Raw genomic sequence first — 16,859 nt, forward strand, 5'->3', positions numbered from 1 at the left:
GCACCGCGGCAAGCTCCCCAGCCCTCATACAGCCAGCGAACTACCACCCACCCACCACGACAAGACCACGTAACAAAGCACTACTAGGGCCTGTCTGACAATTCCCGTCTGCCCCACGACGCCTGGCACGCACTCTCGCCGCACCGGGCGCAAGGCCAAGTACGTCCAGTACGAGGCCTTGCACCCGGCACGCCGAGAGCACGCACCAGACGCCGCGGGGCCGCCCTCCGGGCGACGACGGGAATTGTCAGACAGGCCCTAGCGGCGCACAGCCCGGTGGCGCACGCCTCTTGGCGGGGGAACACCGGGGGCTCGACACTTGGCCGATGACGCAGCGCGTGGAACTGGCGACCGTCCTGGACCGGCTCGCGGTCGACGAGTTGGTGACGGGGTACGCCGTGGCCGTGGACGACGGGGACTGGGCGGCCTACCGCGCGCTGTTCGCGCCGGACGGGCGCGCCGACTACCGGGACGCCGGCGGCGTGGAGGGCAGCGCGGCGCAGATCGCGCGCTGGCTGGCGTCCACGATGGAGCTGTTCCCGATGCGCCAGCACCTGATCGTGAACCGGCTGGTGCGGTTCGACTCCGTCGACCGGGAGATCGGCGACACGGCCCGCGTCCAGGCCGACTACGTCAATCCCATGCGCCTGGCCGGCGAGGGCACCGCCCCGGACTTCGTGTGCGGCGGCCGCTACGCCTTCGGGCTCGTGCGCACGCCCGGCGGCTGGCGGCTGCACCGGGTGACCGTCCACGAGAAGTGGCGGCGCACCCCCGAGCGGGCCGCTCCCGGTGCCTGACCCGCTCCCCCGCACGGACCGCCGCCCCTGTCCTTGATCGCGCGCGACGCGCACACTGGGGGGACGCGGCGGGCGTCGCCGGGTGTCGTACGGACGGGGAGGCGCGGGCACATGGGGCGATGGCGGCAGCGGCTGGACACGTCGCCCTGGTGGCGCGGGGCCGCGGCGGTCCTCGCGGGCGCGCTGCCCGCGCTCGCCTTCCCCGCGCCGTCCCTGTGGTGGTGCGCCTACGTCGTACTGGTGCCCTGGATGCTGCTGGCGCGCTCCGCCGTGTCCCCGCGGCGCGCGGCCCTGGACGGCTGGCTCGGCGGTCTCGGGTTCATGCTCGCGGTGCACCACTGGCTGCTGCCGAGCCTGCACGTGTTCACGGTCGTGATCGCGGCGCTGCTCGGTGCGCTCTGGGCCCCCTGGGGGCTGCTGGTCCGCCGGCTGCTGCGCGGGGCGCCTTCCGCGGCCCGGGCCGGGGCCGCGCTGGTGGCCGTCCCGTCGGCCTGGCTGATGGTCGAACTGGTCCGCTCCTGGCAGGGGTTGGGCGGCCCCTGGGGGATGCTCGGGGCCAGCCAGTGGCAGTCGGCACCGGCGCTGCGGCTGGCTTCCGTGGGCGGCGTGTGGCTGGTGAGTCTGCTCGTGGTGGGGGTCAACACGGCGCTCATGGTGCTGGTCGTCGCGCCCGGGACGCGGGCCCCCGCGGTGGCCGGGCTCGTCGCGACGGCCACCGTCACGGGCGCGGCCTGGGCGTGGGCTCCGCGCCCGGAGACCGACGGGCAGGTGCGGATCGCGGTGGTGCAGCCGGGCATCGTCAAGGGCACTGCGGGCGCCGACAGCGCGGAGCGCCGGTTCGCCCGCGAGGAGGCCCTCACCCGGCAACTGGCCGGGCGGGACGTCGACCTGGTGGTCTGGGGGGAGAGCAGCGTCGGCCACGACCTGACCGAACAGCCCGCCCTGGCCCGCCGGATCGCGGCGCTCTCCCGCGCCGTCGACGCGGACGTCCTGGTCAACGTGGACGCGCGCCGCCCCTCCGCCGACGCGACCGGCGGCCAGGGCATCTTCAAGAGTTCGGTGCTGATCGGCCCGGACGGGCCGACCGGCGAGCACTACGACAAGATGCGGCTCGTCCCCTTCGGCGAGTACGTGCCGGCCCGCTCGCTGCTCGGCTGGGCGACCTCGGTCGGGAAGGCGGCGGGCGAGGACCGGATGCGCGGCACCCGGCAGGTCGTCATGGACGCCCGGCACGGCGGGCGGACGCTGCGGATCGGGCCGCTGGTCTGCTTCGAGTCGGCGTTCCCGGACATGACGCGCGCGCTGACCCGGGACGGGGCGCGGGTCCTGCTGGCCCAGTCGTCGACGTCGTCGTTCCAGCACAGCTGGGCGCCCGCGCAGCACGCGTCGCTCGCCGCGGTGCGGGCCGCGGAGACCGGCCGGCCGATGGTGCACGCGACGCTGACCGGCGTCTCCGCCGCGTACGGGCCCGGCGGCGAGCGCGTGGGCGGCCTGCTGGCCACCTCGGCGAGCGCGGCCCGCGTGTACACGGTGCCGACGGCCCACGGCACGACGCTGTACGTCCGGTTCGGCGACTGGCCGGTGCACGTAGCGGTGGCGGCGCTGCTGGCCCTCGCGGCGGCGGAGACGGCCCGCCTGCTGCGACGCCGGCCGCGGCCCGCGGAGGTGGTGCGGGTCGGAGTCGGCCAGAGCCGGTGAGCCGGCCCGGCGCCGTGGCGGGCGCGCGTACGTCAGCCCGTGCGGGGCTCTTGTGCGTCAGCTCGTGCGGGGCCTGTACGTCAGCTTGTGCGGGGCCCGTGCGTCAGCTTGTGCGGGGCCCGCGTGCCAGCCCGTGCGGGGCCCGCGTGCCAGCCCGTGCGGGGCCCGCGTGCCAGCCCGTGCGGGGCCCGCGTGCCAGCCCGTGCGGGGCCCGTGCGTCAGCCCGTGCGGAGTGCCACCTCGCGCACGACCCGTTCGCACAGTTCGTGCGTGGCGAGCGCGTCGCGGGCGCTGAGCACCCGGCCCCCGCGGACGGCGTCGAGGAAGGCGAGCACGACCTGCTCGATGCCACGCTGGCGGGCGACGGGGACCCAGTCGCCGCGGCGGCGCACGGTGGGCTGGCCCTTGTGGTCGATGACGTCCGCGAGGTTGACGACCTGTCGCTTGGTGTCCTGGCCGGACACCTCCAGGATCTCCTCGGTGGAGCCGCTGAGCCGGTTCATGACGCCGAGCGCGGTGAAGCCGTCCCCCGCGAGCTGGAGCACGACGTGGTGCAGCAGGCCGTCCTCGACGCGGGCGCGCACGGTGACGTCGTCGATGGTGCCGGGCACGAGGAAGCGCAGGGTGTCGACGACGTGGATGAAGTCGTCCAGGACCATCGAGCGCGGCTCCTCGGGGAGCCCGACCCGGTTCTTCTGGAGCAGGATCAGCTCGCGCGGGTGCTCCAGGCACTGCGCGTACCCGGGCGCGTGCCGCCGGTTGAAACCGACGGCCAGGCTGACGCCGTCCTCCTCGGCCCGCCGCACCAGCCGCTCGGAGTCGGCCAGTTCGTAGGCGAGCGGCTTGTCGACGTACGTGGGGACGCCCGCCTCCAGGAGCCGCGTCACGATCTCGGGGTGCACGGCGGTCGGCGCGTGCACGAAGGCCGCGTCGAGCCCCTGCGCCAGCAGCGCGTCCAGGTCCGTGTGGCGCCGCCCGGCCGGGACGTGGAACTGGTCGCCGACCCGCGTGAGGGTCGCCGGCGTCCGGGTCTGCAGATGCAGTTCCACCCCGGCCAGCGTGGTGAGCACCGGCAGATAGGCCTTCTGCGCGATGTCCCCGAGTCCGATGCAGCCGACCTTCACGTCCGTGTACTCCTCTGTAGCCGTGCCCCGTCGCGTCCGCGCAGCATACGGGGGCGGGGCGCGGGCCCGCCGGGGCGGTGGCCCCGCACCCGTCCTGCCCGGCACCGCACCACCCCGCCCCCTCCGATCCACCCGCCCTCCGTCCACCGCGGCAGCGGCCCGTCACCCGTGCGGGCCAACCTCGTCCGCTCGGGTTCCCTTGCCGCGACCGTGTCCAGCAGAGTGGCGCGGGTGCTCCGAAAGCCCAGCTCAGCCGCGCTCCTGTTGACCGCGGCCGCCGCCGTCACCGCCACCGCGTCCGGATGCGTGAGCGTCCGCGCCCCGGTCGCCCCGGACCCGTCCGGTCCGTCCGTCACGGCACCCGTGCCCCGTCCCGAGGGCCACGCCGGGCGGCCGCTGGTCCAGGCCCCCGCGCGCGAGGCGCTGAAACGGACCGGCCCGTCGCCGCGCCCGGCCCCGGCCGCCCCGCGCACCGCCGCGCCGGTCCCGCCGCCGCGGCCTGCGGCACCGGTGCGGCGCGCGGCACCGCGTCCCGCGGCCCGGACCCCCGCACCGCGCCGCGCGCCGGCCCCGGCGGCCACCCCGAAGGCGCCGCCGACCACCACCGACGTCTGTGCGCTGGGCCGCAAGTACGGCGGCTGGGACCCGGACAGCCCGCAGTCCGTCATCTGCCGCGGCGCGTACGGCGGTTGAGCGACACCGCGGGGTCGCGGCGCCCCTGGACCCGCCGCGCAGCGCCCCCTCAGGTCCCGCTGCGCGGTGGTCCCAGCGGATCGCCGCCGGGGCGGCCGGGGCTACGGCCGGGTGGGCCGGCGGAGCCGTCGTCCTCGTCGGCCCCGCTGTCCGGCAGTGCGGCCACCCGCTGTTCGAGCCGTCGCAGGGCGGCGCGGACCCCTGCCCCGTACCCGTCGTCGCCGAGCGCGTCGACCACCGCCCAGGCGCGGGCCAGCTGGCTCCGGGCCGCGCCGGGACGGCCCAGCTTCACGTAGTCCGCCGCCAGATTGAGATGCAGCGACGGGTACAGGGCCCGCAGCGCGAGGGACTCCTCGTGCGCGGCGAGCCGCTCGCCGGTGAGCCCGTCGGCGGCGGACAGCGCCCGCAGGTCCCAGGCCAGCTCGTCGGCCGGGTCGTCCTGCGTGTCGGCCATGTAGTGCGCGAGGGTGCAGCGGTGCAGCGGGTCGCCGTCCGCGCCGATCTCCGCCCACAGTCCGAGGAAGCGCTGGCGCGCCTCCTCGCGGTCCCCGGCGTGCGCCAGCATGACCACCTGTCCGATGCGGGTCATCATGGCGTCGTCCGCCGCCTGCTCGCGCTGCTGTGCCACCGGCTCCTCCAGAAGATCGTCGACCGGTCGCGCGCCGGTCGCGGTGTCCGACGCTAACGGCCGCCGTCGGCCGTCACGGTCAGGCGCGGCTCAGCCCAGATCCGGGATGCGCCAGTCGATCGGCTCGTGGCCCTGCGCCGCCACCGCCTCGTTGATCTGCGAGAAAGGCTGCGAGCCGAAGAACTTGCGCGCCGACAGCGGCGAGGGGTGCGCACCCTTCACCACGATGTGCCGCTCGGTGTCGATGAGCGGCAGCTTCTTCTGCGCGTAGTTCCCCCACAGGACGAAGACGGCCGGGTCGGAGCGGTCGGCGACGGCGCGGATCACGGCGTCGGTGAACTTCTCCCAGCCCTTGCCCTTGTGCGAGTTGGCCTCGCCGGCCCGGACCGTCAGCACCGCGTTCAGCAGCAGTACGCCCTGCTCGGCCCAGGGCATCAGGTAGCCGTTGTCGGGGATCGGCGTGCCCAGCTCGGCCTGCATCTCCTTGTAGATGTTCCGCAGCGACGGCGGCGTCCGCACGCCCGGCCGCACCGAGAAGCACAGGCCGTGTCCCTGGCCCTCCCCGTGGTACGGGTCCTGGCCGAGGACGAGGACCTTCACCCGGTCGTAGGGCGTCGCGTCGAGCGCGGCGAAGACCTCCTCGCGCGGTGGGTAGACGGGCCCCCTGTCCCGCTCCTCCTCGACGAACTCGGTGAGCTCCTTGAAGTAGGGCTTCTGCAGTTCCTCGCCGAGGACGCCGCGCCAGGACTCGGGCAGCATCGCGGTGTCGGTCACGTCAACAACCTCCGGGGTACGGGCACCTGTCCGGCCGCGCGCGGGTCCCCCCGAGAGCAACCGGTTCTCGATACCCACGAACCTACCGGCGCCCACTGACAACGACCGCCCCGCACCCGGGCCCCGGCTCACCAGCTGGTCTTGCGCCGGAGCTCCCACATCATCATGATCGCCGACGGGTCGAGGGCGCGTTCGCCGCCGGACACCTCCTCGCTCGCGGCGATGTACTGCTTGCCCTGCCACAGCGGCAGCAGCCGGGCGTCGTCGGCCATGATCCGCTGCGCCTGCTCGAACTGCCGCACCACGGCGCCCCGGTCGCGTGCGCCGCGCGCCTGCGGCAGCAGCTCGTCGGTGATCTCGGGCGACTCGTACGGCGTGTTCAGCGCGTTCTCCTCGCCCACGAACGGCGCGATGAAGTTGTCGGCGTCCGGGAAGTCGGGGAACCAGCCGCGCCCGAACACCGGGTACTCCCCGGCGCGGTACCCCTGCTCGTACGTCTTCCAGGGCCGGCTCTTGAGGGTCACCGTGAACAGTCCCGACGCCTCCAACTGCTCCTTGAGCGCGGCGAACTCGGGCTCGGTCGCCGACCCGTAGCGGTCGGTGGTGTACCAGAGGGTGAGCGGCACCGGTGCGGTGATGTGCGCCGCGGCGAGGATTCCGGCCGCCTTGGCGGCGCTCGGGTTGCCGAAGTCGTCGAAGAAGTCGGTGGTGTGACCGGCGAGGCCGCGCGGGACCATGGAGTACAGCGGTTCGACGGTGTCCTTGTAGACCTCGTGCGCGATGGCCCCGCGGTCGACGACCTGCGCGATGGCCCGGCGCACCGCGCGCTTGCCCGCCCAGGGGTCCTTCGGGTTGAAGACCAGGTAGCTGATCTCGGTACCGGCGCCCTCGACGAGTTGCAGGCCCTCGGCGCCGCGCCCGCCCTGGAGGTCGACGACGTCCTCGGCCGCGAGTCCGCGGAAGGTGACGTCGATCTTCTTGGCCTTGAGGGCGGCGACCATCTCGGAGGACCGCTGGAAGTAGCGGATCGTCACGGCGCTGTTCTTGCGGTCCGCGAAGCCCTTGTAGTGGGAGTTGCGGACGAGCCGCGCCTCCTTGCCGTCCGTGTACGCCTCCAGCGCGTACGGGCCGGAGCCGGTGACCCGGCCGTCCGTGCGCAGTTTCCTGGCCGGGTACTCCGCGGGGTCCACGATCGACATCGCCGGGGTGGCGAGCACGAACGGGAACGTCGCGTCCGGCTTGCGCAGACGGAACGTGACGTCGCGCCCGCCGCGCGTCTCGACCCGGTCGAGGCTGCCCAGCAGCCCGTTCGGTCCGCCTTTGACGCCGATCGCGCGGATCCGGTCGATGGAGTACTTCACGGCCGCGGCGTCGAGCGGGTCGCCGTCGGAGAACCGCAGGCCCGCGCGGAGCCGGCAGTGGTAGACGCGGTTGCCGCTGTCGGCGAAGGAGCACGCGGCGGCGTCGGCCTCGGGTCGGGCCGCGCCCGAGGGGAAGGCGACGAGGGTCTGGTAGACGTTGCGGAACAGCTCCCAGGAGCCGTCCCAGGAGGCCGCGGGGTCGAGGGTGCTCGGTGCGCTGGTGGTGCCCACCACGAGGGGATCCTCGTCCGCGGAGGCGCCGGACTCCAGCAGGCCGCACCCGGCGACCAGGGCGGTCGACGCCGTCACCGCAAGGGTCCGTGGGGCAAGCAACCGTCTGAACACGCGCACGCTCCTCGATCGGCCATGCCAAGAGTCGGCAGACCATACCGCAGTGCCCCGCCGGGTCAACTCCCCTTCCCGGCGGGGCACTTCGACGTCACGGTGTCGGACGATGCGTAACTGTGCGGGTCGGCGGCCGGGCGGCGTCACCCGGTGCCGGCAGCCGCCGCCCGCCCCCGGCCGCGGGTCAGGCGACGCCCGCGTTGAGGAAGATGCCGCCGTCCACGACGAGGGTCTGCCCGGTGATCCAGTCGGCCTGGTGCGAGGTGAGGAACGCGGCGGCACCGCCGATGTCCTCGGGCACCCCGAGCCGGCCCAGCGGGTAGCCCGCCGCCGCCTCGGCCTCCCGGCCCTCGTACAGGGCCTGCGCGAACTTGGTCTTCACGACGGCCGGGGCGATGGAGTTGACCCGCACCTTCGGGGCGAACTCGTGCGCCAGCTGGAGCGTGAGGTTGACCATGGCGGCCTTGCTCATGCCGTACGCGCCGATGAAGGGCGAGGCCGAGACACCGGCCACGGAGGCGATGTTGACGATCGCGCCGCCGTGCTCGCCCTGCCAGGCCTTCCAGGTCTGCTGCGCGAACCCGAGCGCGGAGACGACGTTGGTCTCGAAGACCTTGCGGGCCACGTTCAGGTCCAGCTCGGCCATCGGGCCGAAGACCGGGTTGGTGCCCGCGTTGTTGACGAGGAAGTCGACCCGGCCGAACGCCTCCATGGTGCGCTCGACGGCGGCGGCCTGGTGCGCCTCGTCGTGGGCCTTGCCCGCCACGTAGATGACGCGGTCGGAGCCGAGTTTCTCCACGGCCTCCTTCAGCGCGTCCTCGCCGCGGCCGGTGATGCAGACGCGGTCGCCGCGCGCGACGAAGGCCTCGGCGATGCCGTAGCCGATGCCGCGGCTGGCACCGCTGACCAGCGCGACGTTGCCGGACAGGGGCGGGAGTTCAGAAGTCGTCATGTCCGTTGCCTCCGGGCTTAGTTGAGCGGTCCGCCGGCTACGTACATGACCTGGCCGGAGACAAAGCCCGCCGCGTCGCCGGTGAAGAAGGCGATGGCGTTGGCGATGTCCTCGGGGCGGCCCACGCGCTGCACCGGGATCTGCGTGGCGGCGGCGGCCTGGAAGTCCTCGAAGCCCATGCCGACGCGCTCGGCGGTGGCCTTGGTCATCTCGGTGACGATGAAGCCGGGGGCCACGGAGTTGGCGGTGACGCCGAACTTGCCGAGCTCCTTGGCGAGGGTCTTGGTGAAGCCCTGCAGACCGGCCTTGGCGGCGGCGTAGTTGACCTGGCCGCGGTTGCCGAGCGCCGACGAGGAGGAGAGGTTCACGATGCGGCCGAACTTGGCGTCCACCATGTGCTTCTGGACGGCCTTGGACATCAGGAACGCACCGCGCAGGTGCACGTTCATGACGGTGTCCCAGTCGGAGGCGCTCATCTTGAACAGCAGGTTGTCGCGCAGGACGCCCGCGTTGTTCACGAGGATCGTGGGCGCGCCCAGCTCCTCGGCGATGCGCGCGACGGCGCCCTCGACCGCCGCCTCGTCGGAGACGTCGCAGCCGACGGCGAGCGCCTTGCCACCGGCGGCGGTGATCGTCTCGACGGTGTCCTTGCAGGCGGCCTCATCGAGGTCGATCACGGCCACGGCGCGGCCCTCTTCGGCCAGCCGGACGGCGGTGGCGGCGCCGATGCCGCGCGCCGCTCCCGTGACGATCGCTACGCGCTGCTCAGTGGTGGACATGCTCTCGGTCTCCTCGCCCTAGAGGGCGGCCGCCGCCCCGGAACGGGTGAGCGACCGCTTAGTACCCTGTGCGGGTGACGCTAGAAGCCCTGGCACCCGGTGTCAACGTACCCACCGGGTGCCCCTGATCACTCGGCCCTCCGCTCAGCGCACCAGGAGCGTGAGCAGCCGCTCCGCCTCGGCCGCCGGATCCGCGGTGAGACCGGTGTGCACGGGGCCCGGCTGCACCACGGTCGAGCGGGGCGCGATCAGCCACCGGTAGCGGCGTCCCGCGTCGTCGGCCGCGGCCTGACCGGCGCTCTCGCCGCCCCGGCAGTGCCGCTCGACGGCGTCGAGCAGGGCGCGGACGCCCACCACGTCGGCCTGCGGATCGAGGGCCAGGAGGCGTGCCTCGTCGAGGTGCGTGAGCGCGGTGACGTAGGACCGGGCGCGGCAGTACAGGACGACGCCCGCGTTCATCTGCTCCCCGCGCTCGACGCGCGGCACGACCCGCAGCAGGGCGTACTCGAAGACCTCGCGCTCGTTCATCGTGCCTCTCCTCGTGCCTCTGCTCGCGCCTCGCCGCGTGTCACCCAGCCGGGCGTGCGCGCGGGCCCGGTCGCGGTGGTGCCGGGCAGTTCGACCCGCTCGTGGACGGTCGCGGCGCGCTCGGCCAGCAGCTCGACGTACGCGCGCCGCACCGCGTCGGGGCCCGCGAACCCGGGCTCGTCCGCGAGCCAGACGTCGGGCACGTCGGCGGCCGCCTGCCCGAGGACCTCCTCGGTGACCAGCGGCGCGAGCGCGGCGGCGGCCGCGGCGACGTCGGGGCCGAACGGGGCGAGCGCGTGGTCGGTGGCGTCGTAGGGCCGGCCGGTCCAGGCGGCGGCCCCGCGCCAGTTGTGGTGCCAGATCATGGTGGCCCCGTGGTCGATGAGCCACAGGTCGCCGCCGTGGACCAGCATGTTGGGGTTGCGCCAGGAGCGGTCGACGTTGTTGACCAGCGCGTCGAACCAGACGATCCGGCCGGCCTCCGCGGGCCCGACGGTGTACGCGAGCGGGTCGAAGCCGAGCGCGCGCGGCAGGAACCGCATCCCGAGGTTGGTGCCGCCGCTCGCCTTGAGCAGCTCCTGCACCTGCGGGTCGGGCTCCCCCAGTCCGATCACCGGGTCCAGGTCGAGCGCGACCAGCTCCGGCACCCGGAAGCCGAGCCGGCGTGCGAGCTGCCCGCAGATCACCTCGGCGACGAGCGTCTTGCGGCCCTGTCCCGCGCCGGTGAACTTCATGACGTAGGAGGTCAGGTCGGAGGCCTCGACCAGGCCGGGGAGCGAGCCGCCCTCCCTCAATGGGGTGACATAGCGGGTCGCCGTGACGTCGGTGAGCATGCGCCCAGGTTAGGAGATCGGTGATCCGTTGAACGCTCCGGGATCACGGCACGTACGGGTAAGCACCCCCACGGGATCCAGGCCCGCCCCTCGAAAGGAACCGAGCATGACCGTTTCACCGAACTCCGCGCCCCTGGGCGCGGCGCCCGCCCGCCGGACCGTCGTCGCGGCGGTCGGCGCCGTGGGGCTCGCGGCGGCGCTGAGCGCGTGCGGCGACGAGAAGGGCGGCTCGTCCGAGCCCGCGGGCGACGCCGCGTCGGCCGGGGCCGGCGGGGGCAAGGAGCTCGCCAAGACGTCCGACATCCCCGAGGGCGGCGGCAAGGTCTTCGCCGACGCGGGGGTCGTGGTGACGCAGCCGAAGAAGGGCGAGTTCAAGGGCTTCACCACCACCTGTACGCACCAGGGGTGCGCGGTGACCGGCGTGGCGGACGGCAGCATCGACTGCCCGTGCCACGGCAGCAAGTTCTCCATCGCGGACGGCAGCGTCACCAGTCCCCCGGCCACCCGGCCGCTGCCCGAGAAGAAGATCACGGTCAGCGGCGACTCGATCAGCCTCGCCTAGGGCGCTTCCATGCCGCGAGCACGTCCGGTGTCGTGGTGACGGTGGCGACCAGGGCGAGCGTGTGACGGATCATCGCGGGGGTGTAGTCGGCGGGCACCCCCGCGATCGCGTCCCTGGGGACGACGACGGTGTAGCCGAGGTTCACCGCGTCGAACACGGCGTTCGGGATCGCCACGTTGGCGGAGACACCGGTGACGACGAGGGTGCGGCAGCCGAGGTTGCGCAGGAGCGGGTCGACGTCGGTGCCGGCGATCGGGGAGAGTCCGTGCAGGCGGCGCACGACGAGGTCCTCGTCCGCGACCTCGATCGGCGGCGCGATCCGGACGGCCGAGGTCCCCCGGAGCTGCTGGACGGGGAGGCGTTCGGCGGCGCGGAAGAGCCGCCCGTTGCGGTTGGCGCCGCGGCCGTCGGGGCGGCGCTCGGCCACGGCGTGCAGCACCTGGACCCCGGTGTCGTGGGCGGCGGCCACCAGGCGCGCCACGTGGACCAGCGCACCCGACGACCGGGCCTGCGCGGCCAGTTCGGGCAGCGCGCTGTCGGTCCCGACGACGCCCTGCTGGCATTCGACGGTGAGCAGGACGGTGCTCGCCGGGTCGAGCAGTTCGGCAAGGTTCTCGCGCGTCGGCATGGCTCCCCCTGTACGTCCCAGGTGCGTCGGCGGTCGGGCGGCACGCCGGACCGTCCCGTCCGGCGTTCGACGGATGCTGGAGACTAGCCACCATTGCGTGGGCGCGGAAGAGGCCGCATGCTGCCTTCCTGACGCAGCGTCAGTCGACGACAGGGAGTGCCCATGACCGCCACGCAGCGCCGGGGCCGCCGGATCATGATGAGCCCGCAGGAGCGGGAGGCGTTCCTCGCCGGGCAGCGCACCTGCCGGGTGGCCACGGTGTCCGCGGACGGCACCCCGCACGTCAGCCCGCTCTGGTTCGTGTGGGACGGGACGTCGCTGTGGCTGTACTCGCTGGCGCGCAGCCGCCGCTGGGCCGATCTGCGGGCCGACGGGCGGGCGGCCGTGGTGGTCGACGCGGGCGAGGAGTACGGGGAGCTGCGCGGCGTGGAACTGTCCGGGCGCGTCGCGTTCGTCGGCGAGTCCCCGCGCACGGGCGAGCCCTGTCCCGAACTCGAAGCGGTGGAGCGGGAGTTCGCGCGGAAGAACTTCGGCATGGCCGAGATGTTCCACGACGGCCGGCACGCCTGGGCGCGGCTGACCCCCGACAAGATCACGTCCTGGGACTTCCGCAAACTGGCGGATCTGTAGGAGGTGGGGCGCCCTCGCCGCCGGTCTGGGGCGGGACTGTGCGGGGCGGTACGGGCGGGGCCCGTGGCGTGGGCCGGTCCGTGCGGGGGCGGTGCGAGCGAGGCCCGGGGCGTGGGTCGCTCGCGCGGGTCAGTCGCTGTCGGCCGACCTGCCGAGGTCCGCGCCCACCTTCTGGAGCGCTTCCACGGCCGCCCGGATCGAGGGCCGGCGGTCGGCGTCCGCGCGCCAGACCACGTACACATGGCGCCGTACCTGCTGGCGGACCGGCACCGTCACGACGCCCGCCGGTATCGGCTCGCGGCCGAGCAGCGGTGCCACGCAGACGCCCAGTCCGGCGGCGACGAGGGCGAGCTGGGTGTGGGTCTCGGCGGCCTGGTGGCCGACCTTGGGCTCGACGCCCTGGGCGCGCAGCGTGAACAGCAGCCACTCGTGGCAGAACTCCCCGTCGCCCCAGGTGATCCACTCGTCGCCGGCGAAGTCCTCCAGGCGGACCTCGGCGCGGTCCGCGAGCGGATGCCCCTCGGGCACCGCGATGGCCGCCGGGTCGTCGAGGATGCCCGCCTTCGCCAGCCCGCCGGGCAGCGGCATCGGCTTGTTGTGCCAGTCGAGCACGACGGCCATGTCCAGGTCGCCGCGGATCACCCCCGCGATCCCCGCCTCCGGCTCCAGCTCCCGGGACCGCACCCGCAGCTGCGGATGGTCGGCGCGCAGGGCGGCCAGCGCGCCCGGGAAGAGCCCGCGCGCGGCGGTGGGGAACGCGGACAGGCGCAGCTCGCCGACGACCCGGCCGCGCTGGGCCTCCAGGTCCGACTGGGCCAGCTCGACCTGCGAGAGGATGCGCCCGCTGTGCTCGGCGAGCAGCCGCCCCGCGTCGGTGAGCCGGACCCCGCGGCCGTGCTTGGCCAGCAACTGCTGGCCCACCTCCCGCTCCAGCTTCGCCATCTGCTGCGACACGGCCGAGGTGGTGACGTGCAGGGCGTCGGCGGCGCCGCTCACCGAACCGTGCCGGGCGAGCGCGTCCAGCACCCGTAGCCGCTCCAGACTCAACATGTAAGCGATGCTAAGCGATACCGGGCAAGGAATCTCGCTTGTGCTAAGAAGACGTGAGGGGCGATGCTGCGTGCATGAGCACCGTGACCCCCGCCGCCGCCCGCACCGCGGCGGACTCCCCGCCCCCCGCCCCGGCCCGGCCGCGCCGCGCCCTGGACTGGCGCCTGCGGTTCGGCGGGCTCTCCCTCATCTGGGGCTTCAGCTTCCTGCTCATCAAGGTGGGCACGGACGGGTACGCGCCGTTCCAGGTCACCTTCGGGCGGCTGCTGTTCGGCACGCTGGTGCTGGCCGCCGCGATGGCCGTGAAGCGGGAGCGGCTGCCGCGCGGCGCCCGCACCTGGGGTCACCTCGCGGTCGCGGCGTTCCTGCTGAACGCGTTGCCTTTCTCGCTGTTCGCCTTCGCCGAGGAGTCGATCCCCTCGACGCTGGCCGGCATCTGCAACGCGACGTCGCCGCTGTGGGGCATGGCCCTCTCGCTCGTCGCCCTCTCGGAGGACCGGCCGACCCGGCGCCGGGTCGCGGGCCTGGGCCTCGGCTTCCTTGGAGTGCTGACGGTCCTGGGCGTCTGGCAGGGCTTCCACGGCCTGGACGTGACGGGCACGGCGCTCGCCCTGCTCGCCTCGTTCAGCTACCCGGTCGGCTGGATCTACGTGCGCCGCACGCTCGCGCAGACCGGCTACTCGCACCTGTCCATGACCGGCGCCCAGCTGTTGCTCGCCACGGCGCAACTGGCGGTCGTCACGCCACTGTTCACGTCCTGGCCGCGGCACTTCGCGGTGGTCCCGCTGCTGTCGGTGGTCGCGCTGGGGGCCCTGGGCACGGGGCTCGCGGTCCTGCTCCAGTACGGCCTGGTCGCGGAGGTCGGTCCGACGACCGCGCAGATGGTCACGTACTTCATCCCGGTCATCGCGACCGCGGCGGGCGTCGCCGTCCTCGGCGAATCCCTCAGCTGGTCCACGCCGGTCGGCGCGGTGATCGTCCTGGCAGGCGCGGCCCTCACCCAGTCCCGGGCCCGCGCCCGGGACTGAGCCGGTGGCGGGGGCGCCGCGTGCCGCCGACGGGCGGGGGCGCCGGGACGGCCGGAGTTGAGGGCGACAACTCGGCCCGGTTGTCACACCGCGTCAGGCAAGGCCGCGCGAACGTGGGCCCAGCCGACCGGAGCAAGCGTGAGGCCCGGCCCGGTCGTCCCGCCACGTCAGGCCTAGCGTCGCGCGAACGCGAACCCGGCCGACCGCAGCAGGAGCGGCAGGATGCCCGGAGCAGGGGTGCCGGCCCGGCCCAGCCGTCCCGCCGCGTCAGGCGTAGTGCCGCGCAGGCGTCGGCCCGGCCGCCGCCACCGCCGCGGCCACCACGTCCGCCACCGCCCCGATCTCCGTCGCGGCCAGCCGGGACACGGTGATCCGCACGCCCGGCCCGGCGTTCATCCGGAACCGGGCGCCGGGCGCCACCGCCCAGCCCGCGTGCAGCAGCCGCGCCACCGCGCCGGTCTCGTCGGGTACCGGCACCCACACGTTCATGCCGCTGCGCCCGTGTGCCGCCACCCCCCGCTCGACGAGGGCCGCGATGAGCGCGTCCCGGCGCGCCCCGTACGAGGCGGCGACGGTCCGCGTGTCCACCGCACCGCTCGCCCACAGCTCGGCGACCGCCCGCTGGACGACGCGGCTGACCCAGCCGGGGCCGAGGCGCTGCCGGCCGCGCACCCGGTCGACGGTGACGCTGTCGCCGGTGAACACCGCGAGCCGCAGGTCGGGCCCGTACGCCTTGGCGACGGACCGGACGAACGCCCAGTGCCGGGTGGCCCCGGCCAGCGGATGCGGCGGCAGCTCGACGATGCCGTGCCCGTGGTCGTCCTCGACGAGCAGGACGTCCGGGTACGCCGCGAGCACCGTCCGCAACGCCCGCGCCCGCGCCGCGCTCACCGCGGCGCCGGTCGGGTTCTGCGCGCGGCCGGTCACCACCAGGGCCCGCGCCCCCGCGCGCAGCGCCGCGTCGACGTCGTCCGGCAGCGGCCCGTCGTCGTCCACCCCGACCGGCACCAGGCGCAGCCCGAGCGCGGGCACGAGGTCGAGCATGCTGCCCCACCCGGGATCCTCGACGGCGACCGCGTCCCCGGGCTTGAGGTGCGCGACGAGGACGCGCTCAATCGCGTCCAGCGACCCGGACGCGACGGCCACGGGGCCGTCCGGCACCCCGTCGCGCCGCAGGTCAGCTCGGGCCCGGCGGACCAGCTCCGGGTCCAGAGGGTCGTCTCCGTAGAGCACCGGGGCACGGTCCGCGACGGCGGCCGCGGCGGCGAACGCCCCGGCGAGCGGGGGCAGCAACGCCGTGTCCGGGTTGCCGTCGGAGACGTCCCGCACGCCGGGCGGCACGTCCACCCGGATCTGTTCCCGCGCGGTCGTGGCCGGTTTGGGGCGTACGCGGCTGCCCTTGCGGCCCGCGGTCTCGATCACCCCGCGCTCACGCAAGGTGCGGTAGGCGGCGGCGACCGTGTTCGGGTTCACCTCCAACCGCTGCGCCAACTCCCGCATCGGCGGCAGCAGTTGTCCCGGCTCCAGGTCACCGTCGGCCACCGCGCGCTCGACGCTCGCGGAAATCTCCGCGGCGCGCCGCCCAGCGATCGGATACTCTTCTAGCACAAACCACAGTTTGCACTAGTGCAATGGAGTCCGCAACATGAGCGTCGCCCCCGAGCCGTCAGCCACCGCCTACGCCCCCACGGCGCGCACGGTACCGACCCGCTCCAAGGAGCGCGCCGCCTATGACCGTGCCCTGGTGCACTCGATACTCGACGAGGCGTACGTCTGCCATCTCGGCTTCGTGCGCGACGGCGCCCCGGTCGTCCTGCCCACCCTTTTCGGCCGCGTCGGCGAGCGCCTCTACGTGCACGGGTCCACGGGGTCGCGGCCGTTGCGGATGGCCGGCGACCGGCAGGACCCGGGCCTGCGGGTGTGCCTGACGGTGACGCACGTGGACGCGCTGGTGCTGGCCCGCTCGGCGTTCCACCACTCCATCAACTACCGTTCCGTGGTCATCCACGGCACCGCGCACCAGGTCACGGACCCGGACGAGAAGCGGCGCGCCCTGGACGCGCTCGTCGACCACGTGGTGCCGGGCCGCGCGGCGGACTCCCGCCCGGCCAACGCCAAGGAGCTCGCCGCGACGGCCGTGCTCAGCCTGGACCTCACCGAGGTGTCGGCGAAGCTGCGCACCGGCGGCCCGAACGACGACGCCGAGGACCTCGGCCTGCCGCACTGGACCGGGCTCGTCCCGCTGCGCCACGGCTACGGCCCGCTCGTCCCGGCCGACGACCTCGCGGAGGGCATCGAGGCCCCGGCGTACCTGCGGGAGCTGTGAGACGGACCGGTTTTCACGGCCTGGGCCTGCCTGCCTTGTTGCGCCCGCGTTCTTGGGCCTGCCTTGTTACGCCCGTATTTTTGGGCCTGCCTTGATGAACCCGCCTTGCAGGGCCCCTGTTGG

18 protein-coding genes are annotated in these 16,859 nt (G+C 74.2%); 7 read left to right on the forward strand and 11 right to left on the reverse strand.

The features are described from left to right. Positions 1 to 326: 326 nt before the first annotated feature. Together ACIBW6_RS34385 and lnt are read left to right on the forward strand one after the other, a co-directional pair. Positions 327 to 797: a nuclear transport factor 2 family protein gene (locus tag ACIBW6_RS34385; RefSeq protein WP_399066784.1), complete on the forward strand. Its 471-nt coding sequence runs from the start codon at positions 327 to 329 to the stop codon at positions 795 to 797. Between the two features lie 111 nt (positions 798 to 908). After that, positions 909 to 2,495: an apolipoprotein N-acyltransferase gene (lnt, locus tag ACIBW6_RS34390; protein ID WP_399066786.1), complete on the forward strand. Its 1,587-nt coding sequence runs from the start codon at positions 909 to 911 to the stop codon at positions 2,493 to 2,495. A 218-nt stretch (positions 2,496 to 2,713) separates the two neighbouring features. On the opposite strand, the gene ACIBW6_RS34395 is transcribed toward lnt, so the two are convergent. Further along, positions 2,714 to 3,619, reverse strand: a complete 906-nt coding sequence (locus ACIBW6_RS34395) for a Gfo/Idh/MocA family protein (protein ID WP_399066789.1) — start codon at positions 3,617 to 3,619, stop codon at positions 2,714 to 2,716. Positions 3,620 to 3,850: 231 nt separating this feature from the next. Between ACIBW6_RS34395 and ACIBW6_RS34400 the strand changes: the two genes are divergently transcribed. Beyond that, the gene (locus ACIBW6_RS34400) at positions 3,851 to 4,312 is read left to right on the forward strand and encodes a hypothetical protein (RefSeq protein WP_399066791.1); all 462 of its coding nucleotides are present in this window, start codon (positions 3,851 to 3,853) and stop codon (positions 4,310 to 4,312) included. Positions 4,313 to 4,361: 49 nt separating this feature from the next. On the opposite strand, the gene ACIBW6_RS34405 is transcribed toward ACIBW6_RS34400, so the two are convergent. The 7 genes from ACIBW6_RS34405 to ACIBW6_RS34435 form a co-directional block, all read right to left on the reverse strand. Further along, on the reverse strand, positions 4,362 to 4,940 hold the full coding sequence (locus ACIBW6_RS34405; protein ID WP_399066793.1) for a hypothetical protein: 579 nt from the start codon (positions 4,938 to 4,940) through the stop codon (positions 4,362 to 4,364). Positions 4,941 to 5,030: 90 nt separating this feature from the next. Next, a complete protein-coding gene (gene ung / locus ACIBW6_RS34410; RefSeq protein ID WP_399066795.1) occupies positions 5,031 to 5,714 on the reverse strand; it encodes a uracil-DNA glycosylase in 684 nt (227 codons plus the stop codon). Positions 5,715 to 5,842: 128 nt separating this feature from the next. Beyond that, positions 5,843 to 7,420, reverse strand: a complete 1,578-nt coding sequence (locus ACIBW6_RS34415) for an ABC transporter substrate-binding protein (protein WP_399066796.1) — start codon at positions 7,418 to 7,420, stop codon at positions 5,843 to 5,845. Between the two features lie 184 nt (positions 7,421 to 7,604). After that, a complete protein-coding gene (locus ACIBW6_RS34420) occupies positions 7,605 to 8,372 on the reverse strand; it encodes an SDR family oxidoreductase (RefSeq protein ID WP_399066798.1) in 768 nt (255 codons plus the stop codon). Positions 8,373 to 8,389: 17 nt separating this feature from the next. Beyond that, the gene (gene fabG / locus ACIBW6_RS34425) at positions 8,390 to 9,151 is read right to left on the reverse strand and encodes a 3-oxoacyl-ACP reductase FabG (protein WP_399066800.1); all 762 of its coding nucleotides are present in this window, start codon (positions 9,149 to 9,151) and stop codon (positions 8,390 to 8,392) included. A gap of 144 nt (positions 9,152 to 9,295) precedes the next feature. Next, positions 9,296 to 9,679, reverse strand: coding sequence for a DUF3037 domain-containing protein (locus ACIBW6_RS34430; RefSeq protein WP_399066802.1), 384 nt, complete (start codon positions 9,677 to 9,679; stop codon positions 9,296 to 9,298). Then, positions 9,676 to 10,512 carry a HipA family kinase gene (locus ACIBW6_RS34435; protein ID WP_399066805.1) on the reverse strand — a complete coding sequence of 279 codons (837 nt, stop codon included), beginning with the start codon at positions 10,510 to 10,512 and terminating at the stop codon, positions 9,676 to 9,678. Before ACIBW6_RS34435 ends, ACIBW6_RS34430 begins: the two co-directional genes overlap by 4 nt. Before the next feature lie 106 nt (positions 10,513 to 10,618). On the opposite strand from ACIBW6_RS34435, the gene ACIBW6_RS34440 reads away from it, so the two are divergent. Beyond that, positions 10,619 to 11,074 carry a Rieske (2Fe-2S) protein gene (locus ACIBW6_RS34440; protein ID WP_399066807.1) on the forward strand — a complete coding sequence of 152 codons (456 nt, stop codon included), beginning with the start codon at positions 10,619 to 10,621 and terminating at the stop codon, positions 11,072 to 11,074. On the opposite strand, the gene ACIBW6_RS34445 is transcribed toward ACIBW6_RS34440, so the two are convergent. Then, on the reverse strand, positions 11,061 to 11,702 hold the full coding sequence (locus tag ACIBW6_RS34445; RefSeq protein ID WP_399066809.1) for a cysteine hydrolase: 642 nt from the start codon (positions 11,700 to 11,702) through the stop codon (positions 11,061 to 11,063). The genes ACIBW6_RS34440 and ACIBW6_RS34445 overlap by 14 nt on opposite strands. 162 nt (positions 11,703 to 11,864) lie before the next feature. Here ACIBW6_RS34445 and ACIBW6_RS34450 point away from each other — a divergent pair, with 162 nt between their 5' ends. After that, positions 11,865 to 12,332, forward strand: coding sequence for a pyridoxamine 5'-phosphate oxidase family protein (locus ACIBW6_RS34450; RefSeq protein WP_399066811.1), 468 nt, complete (start codon positions 11,865 to 11,867; stop codon positions 12,330 to 12,332). A 129-nt stretch (positions 12,333 to 12,461) separates the two neighbouring features. On the opposite strand, the gene ACIBW6_RS34455 is transcribed toward ACIBW6_RS34450, so the two are convergent. Then, complete coding sequence (locus ACIBW6_RS34455; RefSeq protein ID WP_399066814.1) at positions 12,462 to 13,382, reverse strand: LysR substrate-binding domain-containing protein; 921 nt, start codon at positions 13,380 to 13,382, stop codon at positions 12,462 to 12,464. A gap of 74 nt (positions 13,383 to 13,456) precedes the next feature. On the opposite strand from ACIBW6_RS34455, the gene ACIBW6_RS34460 reads away from it, so the two are divergent. Beyond that, positions 13,457 to 14,410, forward strand: a complete 954-nt coding sequence (locus ACIBW6_RS34460) for a DMT family transporter (protein ID WP_399066816.1) — start codon at positions 13,457 to 13,459, stop codon at positions 14,408 to 14,410. Positions 14,411 to 14,677: 267 nt separating this feature from the next. Here the strand turns inward: ACIBW6_RS34460 and ACIBW6_RS34465 are convergent, their stop codons facing one another. Beyond that, the gene (locus tag ACIBW6_RS34465) at positions 14,678 to 16,018 is read right to left on the reverse strand and encodes an aminotransferase class I/II-fold pyridoxal phosphate-dependent enzyme (protein ID WP_399066818.1); all 1,341 of its coding nucleotides are present in this window, start codon (positions 16,016 to 16,018) and stop codon (positions 14,678 to 14,680) included. A 37-nt stretch (positions 16,019 to 16,055) separates the two neighbouring features. On the opposite strand from ACIBW6_RS34465, the gene ACIBW6_RS34470 reads away from it, so the two are divergent. Further along, a complete protein-coding gene (locus ACIBW6_RS34470) occupies positions 16,056 to 16,736 on the forward strand; it encodes a pyridoxamine 5'-phosphate oxidase family protein (RefSeq protein WP_399066820.1) in 681 nt (226 codons plus the stop codon). Positions 16,737 to 16,859: the final 123 nt, after the last annotated feature.

Source organism: Streptomyces sp. NPDC049813 (genome assembly GCF_044465085.1).
GTDB lineage: Bacteria > Actinomycetota > Actinomycetes > Streptomycetales > Streptomycetaceae > Streptomyces.